This is a genomic window from Jiella marina (assembly GCF_024359545.1).
Classification (GTDB): domain Bacteria; phylum Pseudomonadota; class Alphaproteobacteria; order Rhizobiales; family Rhizobiaceae; genus Jiella.
Genome location: NZ_JAKQZG010000009.1, coordinates 98,480 through 113,127, shown reverse-complemented (window position 1 = coordinate 113,127; position 14,648 = coordinate 98,480). Strand labels below are relative to the sequence as shown.

Sequence of the window (14,648 nt, the reverse complement as noted above, 5' to 3'; positions counted from 1 at the left end):
CGATGTTTCGCGCAAATGGCGTCGTTCACTCATTGTGTTTCGAAACCGTTTCATGGCGATGTCGCCCAAGGGCCGGGGCGAAGCAGAGCCGGACTTTGACAAAACGCCCGTGGTGGCGCATGACGCGGCCGAATTTTTGAACGGCAAGAGAAAGGGGCGTTGCGATGACGATCGTTCAATCCGCGAACGGAGTTTCGTCCCTTTCGATTATCGCGCTCGGTGCGCGGCCGCGGATTATCGGCGCCGGCGCCGCTGAGGTTTGAGGCGGGAATCCGCCTCGCTTCGCCGCGACCGGCTGCCCTTTCGGCTTTGCAACGAAGTCGTTTCGGCAACTCCATTTGATGACAGTGTCGGGACACGGCCCGACCCGATCGCGGATCGACGCCAGATCATGGGGGCGGCGAGAGCTTTACGCCCTTCGGTCAAATGGCTGCCTACGGTCCGCCAGACGAGAAACGAATTGTGACATGAGTCAATCATCCTTCAACGCCAGCGTCGCAGCCGCCGAGACCGCCCTGCGCGATCTGTTTCCCGAAACGCCGCTGCAGCTCAACGAGCATCTGTCGAAAAAATACGGGGCGCGGATCTTCCTCAAGCGCGAGGATCTGACGCCGGTGCGCTCCTACAAGATCCGCGGTGCCTTCAACTTCATGCGCAAGCGCATGGCCGCCGGCGCGACCAACGCCAAGTTTTGCTGCGCCTCGGCTGGCAACCACGCGCAGGGCTTCGCCTTCGCCTGCCGCCATTTCGGCGTGAAGGGCCGCGTCTACATGCCGGTCACGACGCCGCAGCAGAAGATCGAGAAGACTCGGGTCTTCGGGGGCGACGCCGTCGAGATCGAACTGATCGGCGATTTCTTCGACGATTGCTATGCGGCCGCCAAGGCCTATTCCGAGAAGGAAGGCGCCGAATTCGTACCCCCCTTCGATCATGAGGATATCGTCGAGGGCCAGGCGAGCGTCGCGCGCGAAGTGCGCGAGCAGCTCGGCGAGGAAAAGCTCGATCTGGTGGTGCTGCCCGTCGGAGGCGGTGGGCTCGCCTCGGGCATGTCGCGCTATTTCCAGAGGGAAGGGCGGCCCGCCCCGGAGATGAAGTTCGTCGAGCCGTCCGGCGCGCCGAGCTTTCGTACCAGCCTAGAGAATGGCGCTTTGACGCGCCTGCCCCAGATCGACGGTTTCGTCGACGGAGCGGCCGTTGCGATGATCGGCGCGATCCCGTTCGAGACGCTGCGGTGCTTCGGGCCGCATGACGTGCTGCTGGCGCCCGAGGGGCGGCTCTGCAACACCATGCTGGAGATGTTGAACATCGAGGGCATCGTGCTGGAGCCGGCCGGTGCGCTGGCGATCGACGCACTGGAAAGCCTGAAGGATGAGATCAAGGGCAAGAGCGTCGTGCTGATCGTCTCCGGCGGCAATTTCGACTTCGAGCGTCTGCCGGACGTGAAGGAGCGGGCGTTGCGCTATAACGGGCTGAAGAAGTACTTCATCCTGCGGCTGGCCCAACGGCCGGGGGCCCTGAAGGACTTCCTGAACCTCCTCGGCCCGGAGGACGATATTGCCCGCTTCGAATATCTGAAGAAGTCCGCCCGCGACTTCGGCTCGATCCTGCTCGGCATCGAGACGCGGAACCCGGAGAACTTCCCGGCGCTTCTTCAGCGCTTCGAGGCCGAGGGCATCCGCTTCCAGGACATCACCAACGATCAGATCGTCGCCGATCTCCTGATCTGAGCCGGTTTGCCGGCAATACGGCCTATTCTCCGACCGCGATCCCCTCGCGGCGGGGATCGGCGCCGCCTTCGAGTCCATCAGGCGTGATGGCGATGGCGTGGATGCCGGAGTTGAGGTCACGCTCTTCGATGGCGAAGCCAAGTTCGCGAAGCGGATCCGATAGGCTGGTCGCATCGGTTTCCGCCTCGATGTCGAACGTTCCGAAGCGATTGACCAGATGCGGCATGGCCGCCGCTTCCTGGACGTTCATGTCCCAGTCGATGATGGCGATCAGCGCCTGGGCGACATAACCGATGATGCGGCTGCCACCGGGTGAGCCGATGGCCAGAACCGGCTTGCCTTCCTGCATGACGATGGTCGGCGCCATGGAGGAACGGGGCCGCTTGCCCGGCGCCACAGCGTTGGCGATCACGTGGCCGTTCTCGTCATGGGTCTCGAAGGAGAAGTCGGTCAGTTCGTTGTTGAGCAGGAAGCCGTTGGTCATCAGCCGCGAACCGAAGCCGTTCTCGATCGTCGTCGTCATCGAGACGACGTTGCCGGCCGCATCCGCGATGGAGAAGTGGCTGGTCGAAGGCATCTCGATCGCGGTATCGTCGCCGAGGAGCATCGCATGGTCCCAGGGTGGCGAGCCGGGCTCCACCTGATCGGCCGGCAGCGCTTCCTCACCCTTCAGAAGCTCCGAGCGCGAGGTGAGATAGTCTTCGTCGAGAAGACCGCGCATTGGCATCGGGACATAGTCGATATCGGCCATGTAACGGCCGCGATCGGCGAAGGCCAGGCGCGAGGCATTGCCGATCAGCCGCCAGGCCTCGGGGCTATTCGGCCCCAGCGCTTTGATGTCGAAGGGTTCGATGAGGCCGAGGATCTGGCCGACGGTGAGCGCGCCGGAAGAGGGCGGCCCCATGCCGCAGACATCGTAGGCGCGATAGGTGATGCAGACCGGCGCGCGCTCCACGATCCGGTAGCCGGCAAGATCGGAAAGCGACAGGCGGCCGGGATTGCCCTCCGCGCCCTGTACGGTCGCGACAATCGCCTCGGCCACCGGGCCTTCGTAGAAGCCGGCGGCTCCCTCTTCGGCGATCCTCTCCAGCGTTTCCGCGTAGGGCTCGTTCTTCAACAGCGTACCCACCTTCAGGGGCGTGCCGGCGTCGTCGAAGAAATAGTCGCGCGTCGCGGCAAAGCGCTTCAGGCGCTCGCCGTCCTCGGCGATCAGCGCATGAAGCCGCGGCGAGACCTCGAAACCTTGGCGCGCAAGGTCGATCGCCGGTTCGACGACGGTCTTCCAGTCGAGCGCGCCGCGCTGCCTGTGGGTTTCGTAGAGGAGACGCACCGTCCCGGGTGTGCCCACCGAGCGCCCGCCGACGACTGCGTCGAAGAAGCTCAGCGGATCGCCCGCCTGGTCGAGGAAGAGGGTCGGATCGACGGCCTCGGGAGCGGTTTCGCGGCCGTCGAAGGTGGTGAGCTTGCCGGCCCGTGCGTCGAAGAAGACGAGAAAGGCGCCGCCGCCGAGACCGGAGGATTGCGGCTCGACCAGACCGAGGACCAACTGCGTCGTCACCATCGCGTCGATGGCGTTGCCGCCCTTCTTCAGGATGGCGAGGCCGGCTTCTGCGGCGAGCGGATTGGCGGCCGCGACCATGCGGCTCTTCGCCTTGACGGGCTCGACCCTCGTTTCTGCCGTGGCGGTCGTGGTTTCCGGCTGGATCGCGTCGGCCGCCTGATCCTGGGCGAAGGCGGGGGCCGGCAGGATGAGGGCGAGGCCGAGAAACAGGCTGGCGAACCGATTGCGCGACACGACGCGTCTCCTTGCAGGCTGGAAGCGATGGCAGGTGAGCTATGGCGAGGGTTGCCGATGAACAGGGCGGAACGGGTCCGACGATTCGGCGGCTTCGCAACTCCGCCCGAATCTCATGGAAATTCCCTCGTGAGGAATGCGTTCACTGAGAAATCAGGGAGGTTGGCATGACACGGATCTTTTCGAGGCTTGCGGCAGTGGCGGTCGCTGGTGCCCTCGTGACATTACCGGCAATGGCGGGCGGAGCAGCGCAAATGGGCAAATTGAAGAATGTGAAGGCCTGGCTCAACGTGCAACCGGGTTCTCCGCCGCGGCTCCATGTCCAGGGCACGGTGACGGCGCCGACCCCCTGCTACAAGGCGACTGCTTCCCGGCGCGACGGTGAGGCCGGCCAGTTCGTGGTCGCGGTCACCTTGCAGGAGGAGCCGCAAGGCATGTGCGCGCAGGTTCTCAGCGACATCTCGTTTCGCTTCCGGGCCGACGACGCAGACACGTCCATCGAAACGGTGGAGGTCGTCAGCGATTCGGACCGCAAACGAATTTCGGTGCTGACGGCCCATTGAGGCGCCGTCACGCCGCCTCGAGCCCGCCCGATTCCCCCAGCAGTGCCAGATGATGGTCGGCATCGCCAAAGGCGAGGTCGATCATGGTCTGGCGTTTGAAGTGGTGGGCGATCTCGTATTCCATGGTCACGCCGACACCGCCATGGAGCTGCACGGCGCTCTGGCCGATGAAGCGGCCCGAGCGTCCGATCTGGACCTTTGCGGCCGAAATCGCAGCGCGGCGCGCAACAGCGTCCGGTTCCTCGGCACTCATCGCCGCGAACATCATCATCGAGCGGGCCTGTTCGAGGGCCATGTACATTTCAGCCGCGCGATGCTGGAGCGCTTGGAAGCCGCCGATGGGCATGCCGAACTGCTTGCGTTCCTTGAGGAAGGCGGTGGTGAGTTCGACCATGCGCTCCATCGATCCGACAGCTTCGGCGCATAGCGCGGCGATCGCCTCGTCGATCACCCGCAAAATGACGGGATAAGCCCCCTCGGGATCGCCCAACACGTCGTCGGCCGTGACGCGGACGCTGGAAAACTGCACTTCAGCTGCGCGCATGCCGTCCTGGGTCGCGTAGCCGCGACGGCCGAGACCTTCGGTGTCGGCCGGAACGTGGAACAGGCCGAGGCCGCCGGTATCACCGGGTGAGCCCGCCATTCGCGCGGCGACCACGAAGCCGTGGGCGCTGTCGCCATGGAGAACCAGCGACTTCTCGCCGTCGAGACGATAGCCTTCCCCATCTTTCGTCGCGCGCATGGCGATCAGCGCCGGATCGTGCCGCGTCTGACGTTCGAACAGCGCGAGGGCAAGGCGGGTTTCGCCGCTCGCAACGCCCGGGAGAATCTCCGCCCGCTGTTCCGCCGACGCGGCATGGCGCAGGGCGCCACCCGCGAGGACGACACTGGCGAGATAGGGCTCGACGACCAGCGCCCGGCCGAAGGCTTCCATCGCGATCATCATCTCCACCGGCCCGCCGCCAAGGCCGCCATCATCCTCCGTGAAGGGCAGGGCGGTCAGCCCAAGTTCGGCAAAGCTCTGCCAGATCTCCTCGCTGAAGCCGAGTGGTGCAGCGCGATGGCGCTCGCGCTTCTCAAAGTCGTACTCGCCCTTGAGAAGCTTGCTCACGCTGTCCTTGATGAGAGTCTGTTCTTCGGAAAGGTCGAAATCCATCGGGCGTCTCGGAAATTAGCGTTTCAAATCGTGGGCGATCGGCACGGATTCTCTTTGTCGGGTGCAAGGCCGTTTGAGATTGCGACCAACAGTTGAGACAATGTCTGCCTCACAGCCCCAGAATGGCCTTGGCGATGATATTCTTCTGGATCTCGTTCGAGCCGCCATAGATCGAGACCTTGCGGGTGTTGAAATAGCCGGGCGCAACGGGCGCGGCATAGTCCGGGCCGACGGGCGGCTCGTTCCAGCCCTCGTCATGTTCCGGCTCGAAGGGCAGCGCATAGGGGCCGATCGCTTCCATTGTGAGTTCCGTGACCGCCTGCTGAAGCTCCGAGCCCTTGATCTTGAGGATCGAAGAGGCTGGATCGGGCGTGCCATGGGTGCGTTTGGTTTCCCCCGAGACGACGCGGAGCTGAGTGATCTCCAGCGCCTTCAATTCGACCTCGAGGGCCGCAACCTTCTCGCGAAAGCGCGGATTGTCCCAGACGGCGCCGCCGCCTGCGGGCTCGGCCCTGGCGATCTCCTTCAGCCGGCGCACGCGCTCCTTGGTCGCGCCGATCCGGGCGATGCCGGAGCGTTCGTTGCCGAGCAGGAACTTGGCGTAGTCCCAGCCCTTGTTTTCCGCGCCGACGCGGTTTTCCACCGGCACCTTCACGTCGTCGAAGAAGACCTCGTTCACCTCATGCCCGCCCTCGATGGTGCGGATGGGGCGCACGGTGATTCCCGGCGTCTTCATGTCGATCAGCAGGAAGGAGATGCCCATCTGCTTCTTCGGCGCATTCGGGTCCGTGCGCACGAGGCAGAAGATCCAGTCGGCATGCTGCGCGAGGGTGGTCCAGGTCTTCTGGCCGTTGACGATATAATGGTCGCCCGCGCGCACGGCGCGGGTCGAAAGGCTCGCAAGATCCGAACCGGCGCCGGGTTCGGAAAAGCCCTGGCACCACCAGTCGTCGAGATTGGCGATGCGCGGCAGGAAGCGACGCTTCTGCTCCTCCGTTCCGAAAGTGTAGATGACCGGGCCGACCATCTGATGGCCGAAGGGCAGCATCTGCGGAGCGGGCGCGAGCTGCAATTCGTCCTGGAAGATGTACTGCTCGATCGGCCCCCAACCCGTGCCGCCGTGCTCCACCGGCCAGTGGGGCACGGACCAGCCCTTGGCGTTGAGGATGCGGGTCCAGCGCACCAGCCCGTCCTTGCCGACCGAGCGGCCATCACGCAGCGCCGCGCTGACATCATCCGGCACATTGGCGCGAATGAATTCCCGCACCTCGGTGCGGAACCGGCGCTGCTCCCCGGACAATGCGAGGTCCATGGTTTCCTCCCCGTTCTTCGCAGCGATCTTTCGACAGGATGGCCCTGTCGGTCGCTTCGAGCGCACTGCGTTTTCTAGTAACTATAACGTAAACGTAAGACTTGAACAGCGCTCGCTCGCGTCGCAGCTCCGCCTGTGGCGGAAAACGTCTCACAATCGCGACAGCACGACTCTGACGATGATCAACAAAGCCGTGACGCGCCGGTGACTTGATCCAGGAGGGCCTTTCCCTCAAAGAGCGATCGCAATAGGGTCCGCCCGCGCCGACCGGATTTCGGCAGGGGAGGTCTCTTGCTTGTCGTTGCAAGCACCGGAAGGGCTTCGGGGTGCGGCGCGCAACGCAGGATCAGATAGAGAAGTGCGCCACGTCGGCGGCTGGAGTTCGCCGGGCGCTTCGAAAGGGGAGAGATGGCCTTGATCAAGAGATTGGCCGCGTTCGTCGTCGCGTTGATGCTGGTGCCGGGGCTTGCCCTTGCCCACGGTCCGACGCGGCAGAAGGCAAGTGAAAGCATCACCATCGACGCTGCGCCGGACAAGGTCTGGGCGGTGCTCGGCAATTTTGCCGACATGTCCTGGCATCCGCGCGTGGCGATGACCGACGCGCCGAAGGGCAACGAGAAGGGGTCCGTCCGCACGCTCGGCTTCACCGAAGGCGGGTTGATGGAGGAGGAACTGTCCAAATACGATCCGGACAAGATGCGCCTGTCGACCTTCATCGGTCATGTGAACACCGATGTGCTGCCTGCGACGAACTATTCTTCAAACATCTCGGTGAAGCCCGTCGAGGATGGCGCGAAGTCCGAAGTGACGTGGCGGGCCGCCTTTTATCGCGGCTATCCGAACAACGATCCGCCGGCGGAACTCAATGACGAGGCCGCGGTGGAAGGCGTGACCGCCTTCATCCGTGAAGGCCTCGAAAACCTGAAGGCGACCGTCGAAGCCGGATCATGATCGGCAGCAAGCTGGATGCGAAGGCCGCCCGGGTTTGTCGGCTCGGGGCGGCCCTCGTTCTTGCGTTGACGGTCGGATTCCCGGCCGTTTCGGTGGCCGACACCGCCTTCGTCACCAGCCAGGAAGCGGAGGAATTGTCGATCGTCGACCTCGACACGATGACGGTCGAGAAGACGATTCCGGTACCCGGCAAGCCGGCCGGGATCGCGGTGAGCCGGGACGGCAGCCGAGCCTATGTCTCGCGGCCCGAGGCCAAGGCGATCTCGATCGTCGACGCGGACAAGGGCGAACTCATCGGCGAAGTGAATACCGGCGGCGGCCCGCTCGGCATTGCGGTGCATCCCTCCGGCGCGCCGGTCTATGTGGCGGACTGGTATTCCCACAGCCTTCTGGTCGTCGATCCGGAAAAGCGGAAGGTCGTCGGCAAGTTCGAGACGGGAGAATCGCCTTCCGGCGTGATCGTCTCCCGCGACGGCTCGGTCGTGGTGACCGCCGACCGCGACTCCAACCAGATCTCGTTCATCGATACCGAAACCGGCCAGGCGATCGCCCGCGTGCCGGTGGGCGAACGGCCGTTCGGAATCGCCTATTCGGCCGACGAGCGGTTCGTCTATGCCGGCAATGTCGGTGGCGACGATGTCAGCATCGTCGATGCGGTCACACACACGCTCGTCGACACCGTGCCGGTCGGTTCGCACCCCTATGGCGCGGCCGAGACCATGGGCAAGGTCTTCGTCACCGACCAGTACGCTGGCACGGTCACCGTCTTCGATGCGATCTCGCGTCGACGGCTCGCCCAGATCGAGAGCGGTGAGTATCCGGAGGGCATCGCGGTGGGCGGCGCGGGTCGCTATGTCTACGTTGCGCACTGGTTCGACAACACGCTCGTCAAGATCGACGCCGAGACGCTCGAGATCGTCGGGAGTGTCGATGTCGCCGACGGGCCCCGCGCCTTCGGAGCGTTCATCCGGTACGATCGCTGACGGCGCTGTTGAAATTGGGAGGAAACAGATGACCTGGAAAAACCGAGGGCAGGGCATTGCTCGTTGCGCGGCCTTGTCTGCCGTGGTGTTCAGTTCGGCCGTCTCGGTCGCTTCCGCGCAGAGCACATTGGGCGCCGAGCCCGTCATGCCGGGACAGACGCCCTCGGCCGCGACCGCCGACTACCCGACCACGGCGACCGCCGACTATGTCTTCGGCTGCATGGCGAGCAACGGCAACACGCGCACCGCTTTGGAACAGTGCTCCTGCTCCTTCGACGTGGTGGCCTCGCTGGTGCCTTACGACCGCTATGTCGAAGCCTCGACTTGGCTCTCCATGAGCCAGGTGACCGGCGAGAAGGGCGCGCTCTTCAAGGGGGCCGCCGAGGCGAAGGCCGCTATCGGCGATCTCCGCCGCGCCCAGGCGGAGGCGGAGATCCGCTGCTTCGAATAGCCCCGTACGACATTTGAGCCCGCCGACGCCGAAAGCCTCTCCGGCGCGCGGCCTCAATTGCCGTCCGATCAGCTCTGGCTGCCGCCGAAGCTCTTTTCGAACACGTTGCCTTCGGTGTCCGTCGCCTTGGCGTGGAAGGCGCCGCCGGCGTCGGAGCCGTAGCGGAAGCGGAAGCTCGGGTCTTCGGAGATCGAGATGCCGCCGCTCATCGAGAACAAGCGCTCGCCGCCCTTGGCGACTTCGAGCTCGGTGATGAAGTGGGCGGGGATATAGAGCAGCGTCACCTGATCCTTCTGCAGCCCGGAATTGTTGGGATGGCGGATCATCAACTGCGCTTCCTGCGTGCCGCCCGTCTCCGTTTCGAACTGCCGCATCTTCATCTTGCCCATCTCGCGGGCAGCGACCTCCGGGTCCTTGGCGGCGGGTGCGGCGCAACCGCCGGCGGCCTTGACGAAGGTCTTTGTCACATAGAGCTTGCCATCCGCCGTCTCGGCGACTGCGTGAACATCGGTGTAGGCGTTGACGCGCACGCGGGTGGACAATTCGGTGATTCCGGCGCCCTCGGCGATGTCGAAGGTGGCGGCCACCGGCGCGGGGTTCTCGTCGATGACCAGCGTGACCTTTCGGATCTCCTGGCTCGGGTCGAGCTTGAGCTTGACCGGAACCACGGCGGGGTCGGTCGCGCGGGCCGGGGCCTCGATCGCGATCAGGTCGCTGCCTTCGATCAGTTCCCTGTCGCCGAAGAGGTCGGCGCGCAGGCCCGGCCAAGCCGATTCGGCCTCGCTCGCCTGCTGTTCCGGCGAAGCCGCGACGGCCAAGGAGCCTGCCGGGGCGAAAGACAGCGCCAGCAGCAGCGCCGTACCGGCGGCGAGCGTGGTCCGACTTGCCAAGGCGCGAACGCGACGTGCGCCTGTCATTGAATATGCCATGATCGTCATCCTCCCGATCGACTTCGGATGCACGCGTCGTGCGTCCAGGCTTTGTGGTCTGAGAATTGCGGCTCTCGGGCCATCCCGCAAGCCATACCGCGTTCACGAGGCGGGGAGGGAGTGCCTGGGCGCTCCAGCCCGTCCGCCCTCATCTGACTACTCCCATTCGAGTTCGGCGAAGGCGGCCGTGGCGTTACGGCCGTTGTAGAAATCGAAGAGCTGCCATTTGCCGGACTCGGACTGGCCGGCGGTCTCGACGGCATCGGCGAGGGGCACGCCGTCCGCAATGGCTGCTCGCAGATCGGCGGCGAGGGTCTCGAGATAGGTGGTCTGAGGCTCGATCGCCTCGGGCCAGGGGGCGCTCACCGGCCCGTGGCCCGGGACCACGCGCTCGGCCGGGATCGCTTCGAGTTCGGCCGTCTGGTCGAGCCAGCCCGTGATGCTGCCATCGATGACGGGCAAATGCTCCATGAAGACGAGATCCCCCGCAAACAGCGTCTTCGTCGCCGGGTCGAAAACGGTCACGTCATTGTCGGTATGCGCTGTCTGCCAGGCCTTGATCACGAGTTCACGGCCGCCGAGATCGATGCGCATCTCGTCGGCGACGGTCTCGTCCGGCAGCGTGATATCGACGGCGCCGGCGAGCTCGGGGCCGATCTGGTTGCCGATCGATGTCTTGTAGAAATCCGCACGTGCCCCGAGCGCTGCAGGCAGGCGGCGATGGCCGACGACGGTGGCTCCCGCTTCCTTGAACACCTGATTGCCGAACACATGATCCGGATGCATGTGAGTGTTGATCAGGTAACGGACGGGTTTGTCCGTCACCTGGCGGAGCGCTGCCAGTGCCGCTTCCCCGACCGGAACGCTGCCGCCGCTGTCCACCATCGCCACGGCCTCCTCGCCGACCACGAAACCGATATTGGCGATGTCGCCCTGATTCGCGCGGCTCATTTCGGCTATTCGTCCCTGATGGACGAACACCCCCGGCGCGATCTCTTCGAGGTTGAACGCATCACTCCCCTTCGCGGGCATCGTCGAAGCGGCGAAAGCGACGATGAAGAGAGTCTTGAAGAACGCAGCGATGTATTTCATCAGATCCCTTCTAGTCACGGTGTTCTCCTCCAATGCCGTGCCTCATGCTCCGAATTCACAGGCTTCCAGCGCTCGGGCTCTGCCATTCCGCTAGGCTCTTCTTCGCGGAGTTCGGCTGTCATGATCGCTGATCTCCGAATGTGCCAGTAACGGACAGTTCCAAGCTCCCTTAGGCTTTGCTCGACGCGATACAGGACTTCCACGCCGAAATAACAGGAAAACAAACGATTATTCCGATCAAGATGGAGTTTTCGGCCCTCCGGCAAAGCGTCCTGAGTTTAACGTCGCCAGGTGACAGATTGCCACGGAATATGACCAAGAATTATGCATTCTGGACCGCTTTATACCCAAAAATAACTAAGTTGAGAGGGCTCCGGGGAGGTGTTTTTGTGCAGTGCACATAGAAAGATGTCGAAAAGTGCTTGCAGAGGAAAAATTCCCGAATTAGGGTACCGCCCATGGTTTCCGGCTTCAAGATCGGCGGTGTTGGGAGCGCCCCGAATTCTCGAAGGCCACTGGTAGGGTAATGACCAACGGTGCCCACCAAGACCCCTATTGGAGGTCGTGACACGCTGCCGGAAGCCTTCCCTTCGCATTGTTAGCATCATGATGGCCGAATTCGTTCGGCCGGCATGGTTAAACTGTTCCTTGGGAGGACACTTGATGCTGAAGACTCTGACGCGGACCGCGCTGGCGACGACCATGATCGTCGGGCTCGCCGCCTCGGCTGCGGCCAACGAAAAGCTGCAGGAGATGGCGCAGGATGCGAGCCAGTGGGTCATGCCGACTGGCGATTACGCCAACCAGCGTTACTCCACACTCGACTCGATCAACAAGGACAATGTCGGCGACATGGTCCCGGCATGGGCCTTCTCAACGGGCGTCCTGCGTGGTCACGAGGGCAACCCCCTCGTCATCGGCGACACGATGTATGTGCATACGCCGTTCCCGAACATGGTCTACGCCCTTGATCTGAACGACAACGGTTCGATCAAGTGGAAGTACGAGCCGAAGCAGGACCCGAACGTCATTCCGGTGATGTGCTGCGACACGGTCAACCGTGGCGTCGCCTACGCGCCGGGTCAGGGTGACGGCGGGCAGGACATGGTGATCCTGCATCAGGCCGACACGACGGTCGTCGCGCTGAACGCCGAGACCGGCGAGCAGATGTGGTCCGTCCAGAACGGCGACCCGTCCAAGGGCGAGACCGGCACCTCCGCGCCGATGGTCTTCAAGGACAAGGTCCTCATCGGTATCTCCGGTGGCGAATTCGGCGTCCGCGGTTCGGTGACCGCCTACAATCTGTCGGACGGCAGCCAGGCCTGGCGCGCCTATTCGACGGGTCCGGACGACGAAATGCTGATGGATCCCGAGAACACGATGGAACTCGGAAAGCCGGTTGGCGCCGATTCCTCGCTGAAGACCTGGGAAGGCGATCAGTGGCAGATCGGCGGCGGCACCACCTGGGGCTGGTACTCTTATGACCCCGAGCTGAACCTGATCTACTACGGTTCGGGCAACCCCTCGACCTGGAACCCGGCTCAGCGCCCGGGCGACAACAAGTGGTCGATGACGATCTTCGCCCGTGACGCCGACACCGGCATGGCGAAGTGGGTCTACCAGATGACCCCGCATGACGAGTGGGACTTCGACGGCGTCAACGAGATGATCCTCGCGGACATCGACGTGAACGGCGAACAGCGCAAGGCGCTCGTCCACTTCGATCGTAACGGCTTCGCCTATACGATGGATCGTGAGACCGGCGAGTTGCTCGTCGCCGAGAAGTACGACCCGGCCGTGAACTGGGCGACGGAAGTCGTCATGGATCCCGAGTCGGATCAGTACGGCCGTCCGCAGGTCGTTGCCGAATACTCGACCGAGCAGAACGGCGAAGACGTGAACTCGACCGGCATCTGCCCGGCCGCGCTCGGCACCAAGGACCAGCAGCCGGCTTCCTTCTCGCCGGATACCGGTCTCTTCTACGTGCCGACCAACCACGTCTGCATGGACTACGAACCATTCCGCGTCGCCTACACGGCCGGTCAGCCTTATGTCGGCGCGACCCTGTCGATGTATCCGGCTCCGAACAGCCATGGCGGCATGGGCAACTTCATCGCCTGGGACGCCGGCAAGGGTGAGATCGTCTGGTCGCTGCCCGAGCAGTTCTCGGTGTGGTCGGGTGCTCTGGCCACCAAGGGCGGCGTCGTGTTCTACGGCACGCTCGAAGGTTATCTGAAGGCGGTCGACGCCGAGACGGGCGAGGAGCTCTACAGCTTCAAGACCCCGTCGGGCATCATCGGCAACGTGATGACCTACGAGAACAATGGGCAGCAGTATGTCGGCGTCCTGTCCGGCATCGGCGGCTGGGCCGGTATCGGCCTCGCGGCGGGCCTCACCGATCCGAACGCCGGTCTCGGCGCGGTCGGCGGCTACGCGGCCCTCTCGAAGTACACGGCACTCGGCGGTCAGCTGACCGTCTTCACGGTGCCGAACCAGAGTGCTTCCGCCAACTAAGCTTTGAACAAAAGCTGCGAAGGACGAGCCCCGCGAAACATCGCGGGGCTCGTTCGCTGAAAGGGACTGCTTACCGGGATTTATTCCCGACTTTGCCGCAGGATACGGCATAACGCCGCGGGCCGACTGTCCAAAGCGTTCCTTGCCGGGTAGCCAAGGATTGCGTCGCGTGAAACCGCTTCGTTCGCCTCGGTTCCTGTCCGAGACGGCAGAGCCCGGCGCCGGGGCGATTTCGTCCCCGCCCAACCCGGCTCGCGTTGCTGGCGCCGTGTGCACCGGAAGCGACGAAGCCAGTCAAGAACTGTCGCGCTTCGCATGGTGTTTCGAACGTCAGCGAAGGCTTCAAACGGCATCTCGGTCGCAAGGCGTCGAACCCACGTCAGTCCGCCCTGCGCAACCTGTTGAGGACTCGCATGAAGACAAAGTTGATTGCCTTTGCCGGCGCGTTGCTCCTGTCGGCGTCCGGTTTCGCCCTGGCGCAGAACTCCGGCACCACAATCGTCCCCGCAGGCCAGACGGCTGGCGGTGGCGGAGCGGCCGCGGCAACGGCGACGGACGCCGGTCAGGGCGCCGAAACCACGCCGGCAGCCAGCAGCCAGAACGAGGGCGCAACGCAGGACGGCGCCAGCTCCGGCGGCCAGAGCGCCGAAGTCACTGAAGTTTCCGAAGACGCCGAGATGGCCAGCGCCGAGCACATGAAGCCCGACGCTCACCCGTCACTCGACACGGCGAGTGAGGGCAATGAGCCCACCGAAGGCGATCTCGGCAAATATCTCGATCCGGCTGGCAACCCGACCTACTTCGTGAACGAGGAGGGAGAGGCCGACTGGTACGCTTGGCGCGGTTACAAGAAGTACACGGCGAACTGCATGCAGTGCCACGGCCCGGACGGTCTCGGCTCTTCCTTCGCGCCGAATCTGGTCGAACAACTGCAGACGCTCAGCTACTTCGACTATGCCGGAATCGTGGTCAGCGGACAGCAGAACAAGTGGAGCACGTCCGGCAATTCGATCATGCCGGCCTGGGGCGAGGACCCCAACGTGATGTGCTCGCTGGACGCGATCTACATCTATCTTCGGGCCCGTGCCGACGGCGTCGTCGGGCGTGGTGAGCCGAAGCGCATCGGCAACAACAAGGAGGCTCAGGAAGAGGAGTATTCTTGCCTGGGATTTTAA

At 63.9% G+C, this 14,648-nt stretch carries 12 protein-coding genes; 7 read left to right on the top strand and 5 right to left on the bottom strand.

Annotated features, from left to right (window positions below):
* Window positions 1-467: 467 nt before the first annotated feature.
* Window positions 468-1,727, top strand: coding sequence for a threonine ammonia-lyase IlvA (gene ilvA, locus MF134_RS15885; RefSeq protein ID WP_255340445.1), 1,260 nt, complete (start codon window positions 468-470; stop codon window positions 1,725-1,727).
* Window positions 1,728-1,749: 22 nt separating this feature from the next.
* Here the strand turns inward: ilvA and ggt are convergent, their stop codons facing one another.
* A complete protein-coding gene (gene ggt, locus MF134_RS15880; RefSeq protein ID WP_369695432.1) occupies window positions 1,750-3,522 on the bottom strand; it encodes a gamma-glutamyltransferase in 1,773 nt (590 codons plus the stop codon).
* Window positions 3,523-3,776: 254 nt separating this feature from the next.
* Here ggt and MF134_RS15875 point away from each other — a divergent pair, with 254 nt between their 5' ends.
* Window positions 3,777-4,085: a hypothetical protein gene (locus tag MF134_RS15875; RefSeq protein ID WP_255340444.1), complete on the top strand. Its 309-nt coding sequence runs from the start codon at window positions 3,777-3,779 to the stop codon at window positions 4,083-4,085.
* A 7-nt stretch (window positions 4,086-4,092) separates the two neighbouring features.
* Here MF134_RS15875 and MF134_RS15870 read toward each other — a convergent pair whose 3' ends face one another.
* Both MF134_RS15870 and pimC read right to left on the bottom strand, forming a co-directional pair.
* Window positions 4,093-5,241: an acyl-CoA dehydrogenase family protein gene (locus MF134_RS15870; protein ID WP_255340443.1), complete on the bottom strand. Its 1,149-nt coding sequence runs from the start codon at window positions 5,239-5,241 to the stop codon at window positions 4,093-4,095.
* A gap of 109 nt (window positions 5,242-5,350) precedes the next feature.
* Window positions 5,351-6,553 (bottom strand): pimeloyl-CoA dehydrogenase large subunit, encoded by a 1,203-nt coding sequence (pimC, locus tag MF134_RS15865; RefSeq protein WP_255340442.1) that lies wholly within the window; start codon window positions 6,551-6,553, stop codon window positions 5,351-5,353.
* Between the two features lie 408 nt (window positions 6,554-6,961).
* Between pimC and MF134_RS15860 the strand changes: the two genes are divergently transcribed.
* The 3 genes from MF134_RS15860 to MF134_RS15850 all read left to right on the top strand — a co-directional run bounded on the left by MF134_RS15860 (window position 6,962) and on the right by MF134_RS15850 (window position 8,938).
* On the top strand, window positions 6,962-7,504 hold the full coding sequence (locus MF134_RS15860; RefSeq protein WP_457590009.1) for an SRPBCC family protein: 543 nt from the start codon (window positions 6,962-6,964) through the stop codon (window positions 7,502-7,504).
* Window positions 7,501-8,487 carry a YVTN family beta-propeller repeat protein gene (locus MF134_RS15855; protein WP_255340440.1) on the top strand — a complete coding sequence of 329 codons (987 nt, stop codon included), beginning with the start codon at window positions 7,501-7,503 and terminating at the stop codon, window positions 8,485-8,487. The genes MF134_RS15860 and MF134_RS15855 overlap by 4 nt, the downstream gene beginning before the upstream one ends.
* A gap of 145 nt (window positions 8,488-8,632) precedes the next feature.
* The gene (locus tag MF134_RS15850; protein ID WP_255340542.1) at window positions 8,633-8,938 is read left to right on the top strand and encodes a hypothetical protein; all 306 of its coding nucleotides are present in this window, start codon (window positions 8,633-8,635) and stop codon (window positions 8,936-8,938) included.
* A gap of 68 nt (window positions 8,939-9,006) precedes the next feature.
* Here MF134_RS15850 and MF134_RS15845 read toward each other — a convergent pair whose 3' ends face one another.
* On the bottom strand, window positions 9,007-9,867 hold the full coding sequence (locus MF134_RS15845) for a quinoprotein dehydrogenase-associated SoxYZ-like carrier (RefSeq protein WP_255340439.1): 861 nt from the start codon (window positions 9,865-9,867) through the stop codon (window positions 9,007-9,009).
* 156 nt (window positions 9,868-10,023) lie between these two features.
* Complete coding sequence (locus MF134_RS15840; protein WP_255340438.1) at window positions 10,024-10,959, bottom strand: quinoprotein relay system zinc metallohydrolase 2; 936 nt, start codon at window positions 10,957-10,959, stop codon at window positions 10,024-10,026.
* A gap of 663 nt (window positions 10,960-11,622) precedes the next feature.
* On the opposite strand from MF134_RS15840, the gene MF134_RS15835 reads away from it, so the two are divergent.
* Both MF134_RS15835 and MF134_RS15830 read left to right on the top strand, forming a co-directional pair.
* A complete protein-coding gene (locus MF134_RS15835; protein WP_457590008.1) occupies window positions 11,623-13,473 on the top strand; it encodes a methanol/ethanol family PQQ-dependent dehydrogenase in 1,851 nt (616 codons plus the stop codon).
* 413 nt (window positions 13,474-13,886) lie between these two features.
* Window positions 13,887-14,648, top strand: a complete 762-nt coding sequence (locus tag MF134_RS15830; protein ID WP_255340437.1) for a c-type cytochrome — start codon at window positions 13,887-13,889, stop codon at window positions 14,646-14,648.